12 protein-coding genes and 1 pseudogene are annotated in these 14,468 nt (G+C 68.9%); 11 read left to right on the forward strand and 2 right to left on the reverse strand.

Annotated elements, in window-relative coordinates; all coding sequences use genetic code 11:
* Window positions 1–33: 33 nt before the first annotated feature.
* The 5 genes and pseudogenes from BAY60_RS17100 (at window position 34) to BAY60_RS17115 (ending at window position 5,816) form a co-directional block, all read left to right on the forward strand.
* Entirely contained in the window at window positions 34–510 is a 477-nt protein-coding gene (locus BAY60_RS17100) for an Imm1 family immunity protein (protein WP_112281903.1), read from the forward strand.
* Window positions 510–851, forward strand: a pseudogene (locus tag BAY60_RS37930) (DUF4357 domain-containing protein); the annotation flags it as partial. The gene BAY60_RS17100 and the pseudogene BAY60_RS37930, both read left to right, overlap by 1 nt.
* 60 nt (window positions 852–911) lie before the next feature.
* Window positions 912–2,342, forward strand: coding sequence for an McrB family protein (locus BAY60_RS17105; protein ID WP_245992658.1), 1,431 nt, complete (start codon window positions 912–914; stop codon window positions 2,340–2,342).
* Window positions 2,339–3,550: an McrC family protein gene (locus tag BAY60_RS17110; RefSeq protein ID WP_112281904.1), complete on the forward strand. Its 1,212-nt coding sequence runs from the start codon at window positions 2,339–2,341 to the stop codon at window positions 3,548–3,550. Before BAY60_RS17105 ends, BAY60_RS17110 begins: the two co-directional genes overlap by 4 nt.
* A gap of 112 nt (window positions 3,551–3,662) precedes the next feature.
* Window positions 3,663–5,816 (forward strand): UvrD-helicase domain-containing protein, encoded by a 2,154-nt coding sequence (locus tag BAY60_RS17115; protein WP_112281905.1) that lies wholly within the window; start codon window positions 3,663–3,665, stop codon window positions 5,814–5,816.
* Between the two features lie 140 nt (window positions 5,817–5,956).
* On the opposite strand, the gene BAY60_RS17120 is transcribed toward BAY60_RS17115, so the two are convergent.
* Both BAY60_RS17120 and BAY60_RS17125 read right to left on the reverse strand, forming a co-directional pair.
* A complete protein-coding gene (locus BAY60_RS17120) occupies window positions 5,957–6,736 on the reverse strand; it encodes an IclR family transcriptional regulator domain-containing protein (RefSeq protein ID WP_112281906.1) in 780 nt (259 codons plus the stop codon).
* Window positions 6,737–6,768: 32 nt separating this feature from the next.
* Entirely contained in the window at window positions 6,769–7,569 is an 801-nt protein-coding gene (locus tag BAY60_RS17125) for an IclR family transcriptional regulator domain-containing protein (RefSeq protein WP_112281907.1), read from the reverse strand.
* Between the two features lie 308 nt (window positions 7,570–7,877).
* Between BAY60_RS17125 and BAY60_RS17130 the strand changes: the two genes are divergently transcribed.
* Genes BAY60_RS17130 through BAY60_RS17155 form a run of 6 tightly spaced genes read left to right on the forward strand, consistent with a single transcriptional unit; the run spans window position 7,878 to window position 14,467 of the window.
* Complete coding sequence (locus tag BAY60_RS17130; protein ID WP_112281908.1) at window positions 7,878–9,104, forward strand: MFS transporter; 1,227 nt, start codon at window positions 7,878–7,880, stop codon at window positions 9,102–9,104.
* A gap of 41 nt (window positions 9,105–9,145) precedes the next feature.
* The gene (locus tag BAY60_RS17135; protein WP_112281909.1) at window positions 9,146–10,432 is read left to right on the forward strand and encodes a Rieske 2Fe-2S domain-containing protein; all 1,287 of its coding nucleotides are present in this window, start codon (window positions 9,146–9,148) and stop codon (window positions 10,430–10,432) included.
* A gap of 53 nt (window positions 10,433–10,485) precedes the next feature.
* Complete coding sequence (locus BAY60_RS17140; RefSeq protein ID WP_112281910.1) at window positions 10,486–11,559, forward strand: ABC transporter substrate-binding protein; 1,074 nt, start codon at window positions 10,486–10,488, stop codon at window positions 11,557–11,559.
* Between the two features lie 24 nt (window positions 11,560–11,583).
* Window positions 11,584–12,411, forward strand: coding sequence for an ABC transporter permease (locus BAY60_RS17145; protein WP_211330348.1), 828 nt, complete (start codon window positions 11,584–11,586; stop codon window positions 12,409–12,411).
* Window positions 12,412–12,458: 47 nt separating this feature from the next.
* A complete protein-coding gene (locus BAY60_RS17150) occupies window positions 12,459–13,334 on the forward strand; it encodes an ABC transporter ATP-binding protein (protein WP_245992562.1) in 876 nt (291 codons plus the stop codon).
* 2 nt (window positions 13,335–13,336) lie between these two features.
* Window positions 13,337–14,467, forward strand: coding sequence for a zinc-dependent alcohol dehydrogenase (locus BAY60_RS17155; RefSeq protein WP_112281912.1), 1,131 nt, complete (start codon window positions 13,337–13,339; stop codon window positions 14,465–14,467).
* Window position 14,468: the final 1 nt, after the last annotated feature.

The raw sequence follows: 14,468 nt of genomic DNA on the forward strand, positions 1-14,468 counted from the left end.
GAGAGGTTTCGTGTACGAGGGGAGGAGCACGTCATGCCCCTGCAGGCCGAACTCTGGACTCAGGAGCGCGGCCGACCGCCGCGTGAGCAGGTCATGGACCTGGCTGATGCCGAGGGCGTCAGGGCGTTCGTCGCGACGCTGGCCCACGAGCAGGTCGGTGACGCAATCCTCACCCACACCGGGCGCCCCCGCGTCGAGACGCTCATCCCCGACGACGAGAATCCCGGCGAGTGTCTCACCATGCCGGATCACTCGGTGATCGTCGGCGTTCACGGCGATCGAGGCGCGATCAGCTATCGCGGAGCGGACGGGCATGGCGCGGGGCCCGTACAGCTATACAGCCACGGTGAGGAGCCCGATCACCCCGTCATGTACGAGACGGACGAGTTCTCGCCCAACTGCGAACTGCCCGTCAATGTCATCACGCAGACGCTGATCGAGTTCCTGGAAACGGCGAAGCGCCCGCTGACAATTGGCTGGCAATCGGCTCTCGACTCGGCGCTTCCATGATGTCCGAAGAGTATCCCGAGTTCCAGCTTCGCCTGCCGCGCGGCGGCCCGGTCGCGCGGGGGCGGTTGCTGCGGGAGAAGGGTGCCGGCGGAAGCCCCAAGTTCGAGGTCCTTGCGGGATCGCCGGCCAGGGCCGAGATAGCGCCGTCGTTTGGCAAGCATGTCAGAACCTTCGCCAGACTTCGTGAACGCCTTGTCGCTGAGGGATCGATTGTTCCTTCCCAGACGTGGCCGGGATATCTCGAGACCGCGCAGAGCATCGTGTGCGACGCCCCGTCTGCCGCCGCGTCGATCGTGCTCGGCAGGAGCGCGAACGGGTGGAAAGTCTGGAAGACCGCCGACGGGCACCCACTCGAGGACTTCGTGGAACGGCCGTGGTCCGGTCCGAACCACACATGGTTGGTGCGCGGATCCAACGTCTTCGGGATCGACCTCGTGCAGCGGCTGTGGCTGCCGGAGCGGCTCGTCAGCCTTGCGGCCGGTCACTTGCGGCAGGTCGAGCCGGGCGTCAGCAAGGACCTGCTTCGCGCCTTCGTCGACGAGGACTACGAGTCCACCCTCACCTACAACCAGCGCGTGCGGCTGGTCGACGAGCTGCATGCGTACCTGACCAAAATGAAACCGGGTGACACGGTATGCACGATCTCCAACGGCTCGCTCTACGTCGGCGAGATCACCGGTGACGTCGAGCAGGTCGCCTCGGAAGGTGGCCGCTCGAACCTGCGCCGCCCGGTCGACTGGCACGACGACGGTTACCCGTACCACGAGCTGCCCGAGGAGCTACAGCAGAAGCTGTCCGTCCAGCACGACGTTGTCGACCTCACCACCGTCGAAGGGCTCGTGGCCGGGCTCGGCCGCACCGACGAGGAGCTGGAAGAAGAGGCACGCGAGTCGCCCGGCGACACCAGCGTGGAGATCGCGGCACTCGCCCGGCGGGAGCTGGAACTTCCCGAACCGACACGCGAACTCGCGGACGAGCTGCTGGTCCACGACGTGGCCTGGCTGCGCGAAGTCCGGGATCTCCTCTGGGACGACCGCCAAATCGTCTTCTACGGCCCACCCGGCACCGGCAAGACCTACCTGGCGCTAAAACTCGCCGAGTACCTGGCCGGCGGACCGGAACAGGTCAAACTCGTGCAGTTCCACCCCTCGTACGCCTACGAAGACTTCTTCGAGGGGTTCCGGCCCCAGGAGGACCCGATCACCCGCGAGGTCGCTTTCCGGCTCACCGACGGCCCGCTGCGTGAACTCGCCGACGCCGCCGCACGCGAGGGCAACCGGCACCTCCCGCACGTTCTCATCATCGACGAGATCAACCGGGCCAACCTGGCGAAGGTGTTCGGTGAGCTGTACTTCCTGCTGGAATACCGCAACCGGTCCGTGCGGCTCACGTACTCCGGCGACGATTTCGCGCTGCCACCCAACCTGTTCGTCATCGGCACGATGAACACCGCCGACCGCTCGATCGCGCTGGTGGACGCCGCGATGCGGCGGCGCTTCTCCTTCGTGGAGCTGTCTCCCCGCGCCGAACCGGCCAGCGGGCTGCTGCGCCGGTGGCTAAAGCGCGAAGGCTACGACTTCGAGCCTGCCGATCTGCTCGACGCGCTCAATGCCAGGATCGACGACCCGGACTTCCAGGTCGGTCCGTCCTACCTGATGAAGAAGGGTGTCTACCGCGAGGGTGGGCTGGAACGCGCCTGGCGCACGAAAATCCTTCCCCTGCTGGAGGAACACCACTACGGCGAGGGACTCGACGTGGAACAGCGGTACGGGCTGCGCGCGCTCCGCAGGGCCATCGGAGCCTCGCCGCACGAGCCGCCGAGCCCGGAATGACCACGATCGGCCTGGCCGAGCACGGCCCGCCGCAGTCGGTACCGCTGGCTGAACCAGCGGGTCGAGCGCTGATCCGCTCCGGCGTGGTCGACGCGGCGCCGGACCCGGACGTGGCCGGGCAGTGGCGGGTCCGGGCCAAGAACCTGGTGGGCGTCGCGACGATCAGGACCGGTGATGGTGCGGCGATCACCGTGCGGGTCGCGCCGAAGATCCCGATCGCCCGGCTGCTATTCCTGCTCGGCTACAGCCGCGTCCGATGGCGCACCGATCAGGTCGTGGTCGGCGAGCAACGAGACCTGCTGCCCGCGTTCGCCCAACTGTTCACGCTCCAGGCGGAGCAATCGCTGCGGCAGGGCCTGCTTAAGGGCTACCGCGAGGTGGAAGAGACCGCGCTGGTCATGCGTGGCCGCGTCCGGCATGCCGACCAGGTCAGTCGACAGCACGGCAGGCTCATCCCACTCGAACTCACCCACGACGAGTACACCACCGACATCGCGGAGAACCGCCTGCTGCGCACCGCGTGCGACGCGCTGCTGCGCCTTCCCGGCACGAGCCCCGCTGGCGTCCCCGCTGACGTGCGCGGACGGTTGCTCCGCCTGCGAGCCCATTTGGGCGACATCACCCCCGTCCCACGCGGGCACCCGCTGCCCACGTGGCGGCCCAGCCGCCTCAACGCGCGCTACTACGACGCTCTCCGGCTGGCCAGCCTCGTGTTGCGCGGGGCTTCCGTGGAGCATCGGCCCGGGGACGTGACCGTGCACGGGTTCCTGTTCGACCTGGCGAAGGTCTTCGAGGACTTCGTCACCGCGGCTCTTCGCGCCGCGCTGGCCGGAGACGGCGACTATCGCGGCCACTGCGTCTTGCAGGCCACCCACCACCTGGACGAGTCCAACGCCATCCGCATCGTCCCGGACTTCGTCGCCTACGCCGAGGATGGCACCCCGCTGGCCGTGGCCGACACCAAGTACAAGGCCGAACAGCCCGCGGGCTTCCCGGACGCCGACCTGTACCAGATGCTGGCCTACTGCACGGCCCTGAACCTGAGGGAAGGCCACCTCATCTACGCCAGGGGCAACGCACCGCACGGCTCCCACCGCGTCAAGCACGCGGGCGTCACGATCCACCAGCACGCCCTCGATCTGGACCGGCCACCCGGGGACCTGCTCCGCGCCATCAGCCTGTTGGCGAGACGGCTCGGGACGACATGAAGGGCCACTGCCCCGCGAGAACCGATCGTTTCGCGCCCGGTTCTTCTCCGCTCCCCGAACGCGTACGGAAGCGGTGGTCTCTCGCCCCATGACGGCCATATGATCGTCAACCATGCCGCAGCTCGCTCTCGCCAGCAGCTTCTGGGAGACCTACGACCTGTTGGAGAAACCGGTCAAGGCCGGCGTGCGCAAGGCGATGGCGAAGTTCCAGGAGCTGCCGATCGCGGAGCTGTACGCGGACAAGGGCCTGCACCTGGAATCCGTGGACAAGGCGCGCGACCCGCGCATGCGGACCATCCGGATCACCGACTTCTGGCGTGGTGTCGTCCTCGCCCCCGATGACGGCAGCGACGTGTTTCTCCTGCTCAACGTGGTGCCGCACGACGACGCGTACGCGTGGGCGGCCAAGCGGCTCTACACCGTCAACACCGCGACCCGCGCGCTGGAAGTGCGCAACGTTGTCGCGATCGAACAGCTCACGCCCTCGTTGGAGCAGGCGTCCGCGGATGCGCCGACGCGGCTGTTCGAGCGCTTCTCCGACACCGTGCTCCGCGACCTCGGCATCGACGACCAGGTGCTCCGCGCCGCACGGGCCATCACCGACACAGCGCAGCTGGAAGCCTTCGGCGGGGTCCTGCCCGAGGACCAGTTCGAGGTCCTGCAGTTCCTTGCCGAGGGCTTCTCGCCCGAGGAGGTCTACCGGGATGTCGTCACCGAACGCAGGCCCGCCACAGCCGGTTCGGAGGCCGAGGACAGCCTCGAGATGGCTATCCGCAACACACCCAGCCGCATCACCCTCGTCGCCGGTCCCGACGACCTCGCGGAGATCCTCGACAAGCCGTTCACCGCGTGGCGGGTGTTCCTGCACCCGTCACAGCGCCGCGTCGCCTATCGCGTGTCCTACAACGGGCCCGCGCAGGTCAGCGGTGGTCCGGGCACCGGAAAGACCGTCGTGGCCCTGCACCGGGTCAAGCACCTGCTGTCCCGGTCGCGGGACAGCAGGATCCTGCTGACCACGTTCACCAACGCCCTGGCTGGGATGCTGCGGGAGAACCTCGCGCTACTCCTGGACGGCGACGAGTCGCAGCTGGCGCGCGTGCAGGTCACCACCGTCGACGCGTTCGCCAACCGGGTGGTGCGGGAACGGACGGGACAGCCACCCGACCCGATCACCGACGCCGACGAGCGGCAGATCTGGCGACGGGTCCGGCGCAGACTCGACCTGCCATGGACGGAACAGTTCCTGGCGCAGGAGTTCCGGCACGTCGTGCTGGCCCAGAACATCACCAGCGAGCAGGAGTACCTGCAAGCCGAACGGCGCGGTCGCGGATCGGCCTTGCGGGCCCGGCAGCGGGAGGAGGTCTGGCGGGCCGTGGAAGCCTTCCGTGACGAGCTGCGGTCCACCGGGAAGACCACGCACCTGCAGGTGTGCGCCCGCGCCGCGGAACTGCTCGGCGCGCCGGACGCCGACGCCCACCGCTTTACCCACGCCGTGGTCGACGAGGCCCAGGACCTGCACCCGGCGCAGTGGCGCGTGATCCGGGCAGCGGTCCTTGAAGGGCCGGACGACCTGTTCATCACCGGCGACCCGCACCAGCGCATCTACGACTCGCGCGTCTCGCTCCGCGCGCTCGGCATCCCGGTCACGGGCCGGAGCAGCCGACTGCGCATCAACTACCGCAGCACGGCGGAGATCCTGTCCTGGTCCGTCGGCGTCCTCGCTGACACGGCGGTGGACGAGTTGAGTGGCGACGGCAACGACACGCTGATCGGCTACCGCTCGCTGCTGCGCGGCACCCGGCCGCAGGTGACCGGGTACGCGAGCGAGCAGGACGAGGTCGCCGCGCTGGTCGAGCGAGTGCGGGAGTGGCTGGACCACGGGGTGCGAGCCGAGGAGATCGCTGTCTGCACGCGGTTCAACCTTCTCCAGGACAGGGTGCTCGACAGGTTGCAGGCCGCGGGCGTCCCCGCCGTGCGGGTCAGGGACCGCCCCGGCCCTCACGCCGAGGGAGTACGGCTGGCCAGCATGCACGCCATGAAGGGACTCGAGTTCCGCTGTGTCGCTGTCGTGGGAGCCACCGCGAGCGCCATTCCTTTCGGCAGGGAAGTGACTCCCGCGGAGGTGGACGGTCAGCAACACGTCAGCGACATGCTGAAGGAGCGGTGCCTGCTCTTCGTCGCGTGTACGCGGGCACGGGAACGGCTCGCGGTGTCCTGGAGCGGGACACGCAGCCCTTTCCTGCCCTCCGTGCCCGACGGCCGTTGAGGTGAGCTCGGGCTCCTTACCCGTCCAGTCCGTACTTGTCGCGGAGCTCCTTCGGAATGATGAGCTCGCGGCTGGTCACCTCGCGGGAGACGTTGATCGAACGCACGACCCGGCCGGTGCTGACCGGACGGGCCGGGTCCTCAATCGCGGGCCCGGGTGAGGTCCGCCTCGATGCGCGCGGTGGTGGCGAGCAGCTCCGGAAGCCAGTCGCGGCGCATCGTCCGCACCGAGGCGCGGCTCACGTGCGAGGAGATGTTCACGGCCGCAACCACGTCCGAGGCGTCGTCCCGTACCGGTGCGGCGATCGAGCGCAGGCCATCGGCAAGCTCCTCGTCGGCGATGGCCCAGCCCTGCCTGCGCGCCTTGTCGATCTCGTCGGCCAGGCGTGCAGGCTCGGTGATCGTCGCGTCGGTGAACGCGCGCAGGTCGGCGCGGTCGAGGTACTCGGCGACAGCGTCGGGTGGCTGCCCGCCGAGCAGGACGCGACCGGTCGACGTGACGTACGCGGGTGCCCGGGTCCCGACGGCGATCGCCTCGGTCAGCAGCCGTGAGCCGTACACGCGAGCCACGTAGAGCACCTCGTCGCCATCCAGCACGGTGAGCGACGACGTTTCGCGCACCTCGGCCGCGAGCCTCTCCAGATGGGGCAAGGCGATGTCGGGCAACCGGATGGCGGACAGGTAGGAATTGCCGAGCTCGAGCAGGCGCGGTCGCAGCCCATAGGTGTGGCCGTCGGTGTGCACGTAGCCGAGCTCGGTCAAGGTGATCAGGAACCGCCGGGCGGCCGCGCGGGTCAGCCCGGTGCGCCGGGCCACCTCTGTCAGCGGCAGTCGCGGCGATTCGGCGTCGAACGCCTGCACCACCGCGAGCCCGCGCTCCAACGACTGCACGAACGGCTCGGTGCGCCCCTGCCCGGCCATGGCACCTCCTGTCTCGGTGGTCTCGGGGTTCGTCAGCGGAACCGGTGCAGCGACGGGTACACCGCGAGGTCCGCCTCGATCCTGGCGGCCGTCTCCAGCAGCGGGGGCAGTAAGGCGCGGCGGCGGGACTCCGCCTGCGCTTCGGTGGCGTGGGTCGACGCGTTGATCGCGCCGATCACGTCGGAGCGCCACCGCAGCGGGACGGCGACCGCGAGCACCCCCTCCTCGAGTTCCTGGTCCACCAGTGACCAGCCCTGGTCACGTACCTTCAGCAGCTCCTGCTTCAACGAGGCCGGCTCGACCACGGTCTTGGCGGTCAGCGGGCGCAGGTCGACCCGCGCGAGGTAGGCGTCGATGTCGTCATCGGGCAGGCCGGCCAGCAGTACCCGGCCCAACGAGGTGGCATACGCGGGAAAGCGGGCTCCCACGTTGATGGTGACGGCCATGCGTCGAGGCGGCGCGACCCTGGCGACGTAGCGGACGTCGTCACCGTCGAGCACCGCGAGCGACGCCGCCTCGCGGGACTGCTCGCCGAACCGCGCCAGGTGTGGCTGGGCGACATCCGGGAGGGACAAGTTGGACAGGTAGGCGTACCCGAGCCCGAGTACGGCCGGCCGCAACTCGAACAGGCCATCCCGCTGATCGACGAAGCCCAGCGCGACGAGGGTGAACAGAAACCGGCGCGCGGCCGCGGGGGTGAGCCCGGTCGCCTTGGCGACCTCACTGAGTGACATCCTCGGCCGTTCCGCGTCGAACGCCTTGATCACGGCGAGTCCGCGCTGAAGGGACTGGACGAACTCCGGCGGGTGGGCGCCTGTGGGTTCGGCTGTCATCCGCGTCCTTGTCCTCCAGGTAGTCCGCAACGCGGCTCCGGTCGAAAGTTTTCTGGCGCCTGCGGCGCGTCATCCGTACAAAGTTCTGATAGCGAAAGGTAGCGGCATCGATCCGTCCGGTCAAACCGGGTGCGCGTCGGGACGACGGGGCCGGAAGCGGGGAGCGTGCGCTCGGTCGAACGTGGGCGGCCAGCACCTGGACAGCCTATAGCCAGCATATCCCGCTATTGACGCCGGCAGTGCCGTCTGCTTAACCTCGGCCAACCGTAATGCGCACTAAGTTCGTATAGCGAAAAGAGGTGCTCCTCGTGAACGAGGGCTTGGCCGCCGACCGGTCCGCGGCGGCGCGCGCGGGAGCGCGTGCCACGGGCTTCGGCGCGGTCCTCGTTCTCGCCATGGGTATCGGCCCGCTCGCCGTCTACGCACTGAGTGCGCTGAGCCCGCTGGTCACCTCCGCGCTGAACCTCAACCGAACCCAGCTCGGCCTCCTCGCGACCATCGCTTTCATCGCGGCGGCGATCAGCTCGGGAGTGGTGGGCCGGGCCGCGGATGTGCTCAGCGCGAGGCTGGTCATGGCGGTGCTCTTTCTTGCTGCCGGCGTCGCGCTGCTCGCGATCGGTCTGGCGCGCTCGTACCTGTGGCTCCTCATCGCCGTCGCCGTGTCCGGCTCCGCCCAGGCCTTGTCCAACCCGATCACCAACCGGCTCATCTCGTCGCACATCCCGCCGGGTCGGCGCGGCGCGTTGATGGGCGTCAAGCAGTCGGGCGTACAGATGAGCCAGTTCGTGGCCGGACTCGCCCTCCCCAGTGTCGCGCTGCTGCTCGGGTGGCGCGGTGCCATCGCGACCGCGGCCGCCTTCGCGCTGCCTGGCCTGGCCCTGCTGCACCACTCCATCCCCGCCCACAAATCGGCCACGCAGTTCGCCGGCAGCCGACGCGCCCGCGACCTGCCGAAGGCCGTGTGGTGGCTCGGTGGCTACGCGTTCCTCACGGGCGCCGCCGTGCAGGCGACGAACGTCTACCTGCCACTGTTCGGGTACGAACGGCTCCATCTCCCTGTCGCCACGGCAGGGCTCGCCGCGGCGATGGTCGGAGGGGTGGGCCTCGCCGCCCGCATCGTGTGGGGACAGCTGGCCGACCGGTGCCGGCTGCCGCATCGCCCGCTGGCTTTCCTGGCCGGCGCCTCCGCCGTTTCGGCCCTCGTCCTGCTCGCCGCCGGTATCGCCGGCTGGGCGTGGCTCATGTGGCTCGCAGCAGCACTGTTCGGCGCGTCCGGCATCGCCACGAACGTCGTCGCGATGCTCGCGATCGTCCGGGTGGCTGATCCGAGCGTGGTCGGGACCGCGTCCGGTGTGCTGGCCGTCGGACTGTATCTCGGTTTCGCTGTCGGACCGGTCTGCTTCGGCAGTGTCGTCGACGCTCTCGGCTACTCCACCGGGTGGGCCGGCGTGGCCGCGGTCTCCGTCGCAGCGGCCACCGTGGCCCTGCTGTGGCGCACTCGCGACGGCGGTCGCCCGGCACACCCGGCCCACTGACAACCCACGACCTCGGTCGATCACCCACGGAAAGGATGAGCATGCTGTCGCAGGAGCAGAACGAGAAGCTGGTGCGGACCGGTCCCGGAACCCCGATGGGTCAGCTGTTCCGCCGCTACTGGATCCCCGCGCTGCTCGCCGAGGAGATCCCCGAACCCGACTGCCCACCGGTGCGGACCAAGCTGCTCGGGGAGCAGCTCATCGCGTTCCGCGACACCGACGGCCGCATCGGGCTGCTCGACGAGTTCTGCGCGCACCGCACCGCGTCGCTGTTCTTCGGGCGCAACGAGGAGTGCGGTCTGCGCTGCTCCTACCACGGCTGGAAGTACGACGTCGAGGGCAACTGCGTCGACATGCCGTCCGAACCCGAGGACTCCCGCTTCAAGGACAAGATCAAGCTGCGCTCCTACCCGTGCGTGGAGCGCGCGGGCGTCATCTGGGCGTACCTGGGGCCCGAAGGCACCCAGCCGCCGTTGCCGGAACTGGAGTGGGCGACGCTCGACGCCGACCAGCGGTTCGTGTCGAAGCGGTGGCAGGAGTCGAACTACCTGCAGGCCATGGAGGGCGGGATCGACTCGAGTCACGTCTCGTTCGCCCACCGCTACAACATCGACACCGACCCGATGCACGCGGGCACGCCCGGCCTGGAATACCTTAAGGCCGACACGCGGCCCAAGTTCGAGGTGGCCGAGTCCGACGGAGGTCTGGTGATCGGCGCCCGCCGGGTCGCCGACGACGAGAACTACTACTGGCGGATCACCCAGTGGATCATGCCGTGGTACACGATCATCCCACCGTTCGGCACCCACAACCCGCTGGGCGCGCACGCCTGGGTGCCCATCGACGACGAGAACTGCTGGGCCTGGAGCATCAACTACCACCCCACCAGGCCGCTGACGGAGCCTGAGCTGGAGTCCATGCGTGCCGGCGAGGGCATCCACGTGAAGTACGTCCCCGGCACCTACCGGCCACTGGCGAACCGGGACAACGACTACCTCATCGACCGGCAGGCACAGCGGGAGCGACGCAGTTTCAGCGGCGTCGAGGGCATCTCCGCGCAGGACTTCTCGCTGCAGGAGAGCATGGGCACGATCGCCGACCGGACCAAGGAACGCCTGGGCACCAGTGACGCCGCGATCATCCTCGCCCGGCGCAGGCTGCTGGCCGCGGTGGAGGACCTGGAGGAGGGCAACCCCCTGCCGGGTACCGAACCCGTGCACCAGCAGGTCCGCTCAGCGTCTCTCGTGCTGCCGAACTCGGTGCCCTTCCACGAAGGCGCCAGCTCCGCGCTCGTGGCGCGGCCCGGCCAGGAGTTCGTCTCGATCTGACAAGCGTCCAACGGTGGCCTCGCACGAGGTCCTGACAGGAAGGAACAACCGGCATGAAGAGGACCACGAAGGTCGGCGCCGCCCTGCCCTCGGTGCTGGTAACGGCCGCGCTGCTCACCGCCTGCGGCGAGGACACGCCCGCGGCGGGCGGGAGCTGCGCGGGCAGCGAGGTCACCGTCGGCATCACCAACAGCTCCAGCGACGCGCCGCTGTACATCGCCGACGAGAAGGGCTACTTCAAGGACGAGGGCCTTTCGGTGAAGCTCCAGCCCTTCGACTCGGCCGCCAAGATGATCGCGCCACTTGGCTCCGGGCAGCTCGACGTCGGCGCGGGGGCACCCTCGGCCGGCTTCTACAACGCCGTCGGCCGCGACCTGCCCATCCGCATCGTCGCCGACAAGGGGTCGATGCCCGAGCACTACGGTTACATGCCGTTGCTGGTGCGCAAGGATCTCGTCGACTCGGGCAAGGTCGGCGAGATCGCCGATCTGAAGGGACGCACGGTCGCCGAGCCGGCACAGGCAACGGCGACCTCGTCCACACTGGGCACGATGCTCGGCAGCGCCGACCTCACCTACGACGACGTCAAGCACGAGTACATCGGGTTCGCCGAACACGTCACCGCATTCCAGAACGGCGCGATCGACGCGGCGCTCACCACCGAGCCGTCCGCGACGGTCGCCGAGGAGCGGGGCGTCGCCGAACGACTCGCCACCCCGCCGGACTTCTACGACCAGCAACAACTGGCCGTTCTCCTGTACAGCGGAACCTTTGCCGAGGAGGAGAAGGCTGTCGGCACCTGCTTCATGGCGGCCTATCTTCGCGGTGCCCGTGACTACATGTCCGCGTTCGAGAACGGCAAGCTCAGGGAAGGCGAGCGGAGTGACGAGGTCGTGGACATCGTCACGGAGGCTGTCGGGTTGGAACCGGCCCTCTACCGCAAGATCGTACCGAACTACGTCGACCCTGACGGGCAGGTCAATGTCGAGAGCCTGAGGAAGGACTACACCTTCTTCAAGGACCAGGGCCTGTTGCAGGCCGATGTGGACGTCGACGGAATCGTCGACTCGTCGTTCGCCACAGCCGCGGTCGGCAAGCTCGGCGAGTACCAGCAGGCAAGCTCCTGAGCGGCGCGGACAGGAGGCTGAGCCATGGTGACCAGTGAAATGCCGGCAGAGGTCGGCACGAAAGGACGTGCGCAACGTCCGAAGCGCCGCTCGGGCGGACGTGGCCGGGACTCGGCGCTCGCGGTCCTCACTCCGGTGGTCCTGCTCCTCGTCTGGGAGCTGCTGGTACGAGTCGATGCCGTGGACGCGCGGTTCTTTCCCGCGCCGAGCGCCATCTTCGAGCAGATGTTGACGATGATGTCCAGCGGTGAGCTCTGGGATCACACGGTGGCAAGCCTGCGGCGGCTGTTCATCGGGTTCTGGCTCGGCTTGGTTCCCGCGTTGCTGCTGGGTGTCGTGATGGGACTGTCCCGGTCACTACGGGCCGCGATCAGCCCGCTGGTTTCGGGGACCTACCCGATCCCGAAGAGCGCGTTGCTTCCCCTGATCTTGCTGATCTTCGGGCTCGGCGAGATGTCGAAGATCGTCATGGTGGCGATCGGCGTGTTCTATCCCGTGGTGCTGAACACGATGGCCGGAGTCCTCCAGATCCAGCCGATGTATTACGACGTGGCGAAGAACTTCGGCGCCCGGCGCTGGCAGGTTTTCCGCACCGTGGCGTTGCCCGGCGCCATGCCGAGCATCATGACCGGGGTCGAGCTGGGCGCGGGACTCGGGCTGATCCTGATCGCGATTGCCGAGATGGTCGGCGCGAACAGCGGTCTGGGTTTCATGATCTGGAACGCCTGGGAGCTCTACTCCGTGGAGACGATGTATGTCGGGCTGCTCGTGATCGCGTTGATCGGGTATGGGCTGGCCCTGCTGCTCGGACAGGTCGCCCGGATCGTCACCCCATGGCAGGCACAGCGGTGACCGGCAAACGCGTACCCATCGACAGTACCGATATCGGGAGGAACACCGTGGGCGCAGAGACAGCGGCAGTCGCCCCGACCAAACGGCAGGACACCGACGTCAAGGTCGCCGTGCGAGCGGTGGCGAAGCGGTTCGACACCAGGTCCGGCACGGTCACCGCGCTCGACGAGCTGACACTGGACATCCCGCGCGGCCAGTTCTTCATGATCGTGGGGCCGAGCGGGTGCGGGAAAACCACCCTCCTGCGGATTCTCGCGGGCCTCGAGGACCCGACCACCGGCGAGGTGGAGGTCGGCACCGCGACGGAGGGCAGGCCGGAGAACTCGATGATCTTCCAAGGCGACTCGATCTTTCCGTGGATGACGGTGTGGGACAACGCCTCGTACGGCCTGCGCATGCGCGGCGTGCCCAGCGGCAAGATCCGGGAGGTCGTCGGCCACTACCTGGACAAGACCGGGCTGACGGCCTTCCGGGACTCCTACCCGCATCAGCTCTCCGGCGGCATGCGCCAGCGGGTGTCGATCGCCCGTGCCTTCGCCAACGACCCGGACGTGCTGCTGATGGACGAGCCGTTCTCGGCGCTGGACGAGCAGAACAAGACGCTGCTGCAGAGCGAGCTACTGCGAATCTGGGACGAGACCCGCAAAACAGTCGTGTTCATCACGCACTCGGTGGACGAGGCGGTGACGCTCGGCGACCGGATCATGGTGATGACCTCACGCCCGGGCAATGCGAAGGCGTTCGTGGAGGTGCCATTCGAACGGCCGCGAGACGTTCTCGAACTGCGGCACCGGCCGGAGTACGGCGACATCGTTTACGACATCTGGCAGCAGTTGCGTGACGAGGTCGAGCGCAGCCAGCAGGCTCAGGCCGCCGCGCCCGCTCGCCGCGGCCGGTTCGGGCTGCGCAGGGGAGGGCGCTGACGATGGTTACCCCACCGGCCACGGCAGCGCTCGCGAGCGTCGCACTCGGCGACGGCCACGCTGAGGTGCGGGAGCTGCCACTGACCGCCTGCGCGGAGGATGCGGGCTGGCTCCGGGTAGACGCCAGCGGCATCTGCGGCACCGACGTCGCACTGTTCTCAGGGAAGCTGGCTGGGCCTTGCGTGCTGGGCCACCACGTACTCGGCCAGGTCGCCGCGCTGGGCGAGCTGGCCGCGAGCCGCTGGGACCTGGCCCAGGGCGACTGGGTGGTCGTCGAGGAGTATCTGCCGTGCGGCCAGTGTGCGCCGTGTCGCCGCGGGCGATACCGGCTGTGTCCGGACACCGACCTGTGGCGCGGTGGACGGCGGGTCGGACTGGTCCCCGTGTCCGAGCCGCCCGGGTTGTACGGCGGGAACGCCGAGTACCTCTACCTGTCCCCGAACTCGGTGCCGCACAAGGTTCCCGAGGGTCTCGCGGCGGAGCTCGCAGTCTGGGCGCTGCCGCTGGGCAACGCGCTGGACTGGGTGCTCGGTGCAGGCAGGCTCGAGGCCGGTGAGACGGTCGTGGTGTTCGGCCCGGGCTATCACGGCATCGCCGCCGCGGCGGCCGCGAGGCACGCAGGGGCGCGGCAGGTGATCGTGTGCGGGCTGGAGCGGGACCAGGCGCGGTTGGAACTCGCCGCGGCGCTCGGTGCCACCCCGCTGACCCTGTCCGGCGATCACCTCGTGTCCGCGATCGGCGACCTGACCGGTGGGTCGATGGCCGACGTCGTGCTCGATCTCGCGGCATCGCCGCCGGAGACCTTCACCGACGCGGCGCGCCTGCTGGGACAGGGCGGACGGCTGGTGCTGGCAGGGGCGAAGTCGCCGCCCGCGGCGAGCGTCGACACCTCCGCGCTCACCCGCTTGACCGCCACCGTCGTGGGCGTGCGCGGGCGGGCGCCGCAACGGGTGCGGCAGAGCCTGGAGCTCCTGCGCGGCGGCGGGCTGGGACTGGAGAAGGTGCCGACGGAAACGGTTGCACTGTCCGCAGTGGGCACGATGCTGGACAGGATGGCGGCCGGAACCGGGCCGGACACCCCGCACGTCGTCGTGCGTCCCTGGCAGGACCGGCCGGCCCGAGAAAGGAGTTGAT

The sequence above is a fragment of the Prauserella muralis genome, from assembly GCF_003202285.1.
Classification (GTDB): domain Bacteria; phylum Actinomycetota; class Actinomycetes; order Mycobacteriales; family Pseudonocardiaceae; genus Prauserella_B; species Prauserella_B muralis.

Coding starts and splice junctions, on each gene's coding strand:
- BAY60_RS17100 (WP_112281903.1), top strand. CDS start 34: ATGCCCCTGCAGGCCGAACTCTGGACTCAGGAGCGCGGCCGACCGCCG.
- BAY60_RS17110 (WP_112281904.1), top strand. CDS start 2,339: ATGACCACGATCGGCCTGGCCGAGCACGGCCCGCCGCAGTCGGTACCG.
- BAY60_RS17115 (WP_112281905.1), top strand. CDS start 3,663: ATGCCGCAGCTCGCTCTCGCCAGCAGCTTCTGGGAGACCTACGACCTG.
- BAY60_RS17120 (WP_112281906.1), bottom strand. CDS start 6,736: ATGGCCGGGCAGGGGCGCACCGAGCCGTTCGTGCAGTCGTTGGAGCGC.
- BAY60_RS17125 (WP_112281907.1), bottom strand. CDS start 7,569: ATGACAGCCGAACCCACAGGCGCCCACCCGCCGGAGTTCGTCCAGTCC.
- BAY60_RS17135 (WP_112281909.1), top strand. CDS start 9,146: ATGCTGTCGCAGGAGCAGAACGAGAAGCTGGTGCGGACCGGTCCCGGA.
- BAY60_RS17140 (WP_112281910.1), top strand. CDS start 10,486: ATGAAGAGGACCACGAAGGTCGGCGCCGCCCTGCCCTCGGTGCTGGTA.
- BAY60_RS17145 (WP_211330348.1), top strand. CDS start 11,584: ATGGTGACCAGTGAAATGCCGGCAGAGGTCGGCACGAAAGGACGTGCG.
- BAY60_RS17155 (WP_112281912.1), top strand. CDS start 13,337: ATGGTTACCCCACCGGCCACGGCAGCGCTCGCGAGCGTCGCACTCGGC.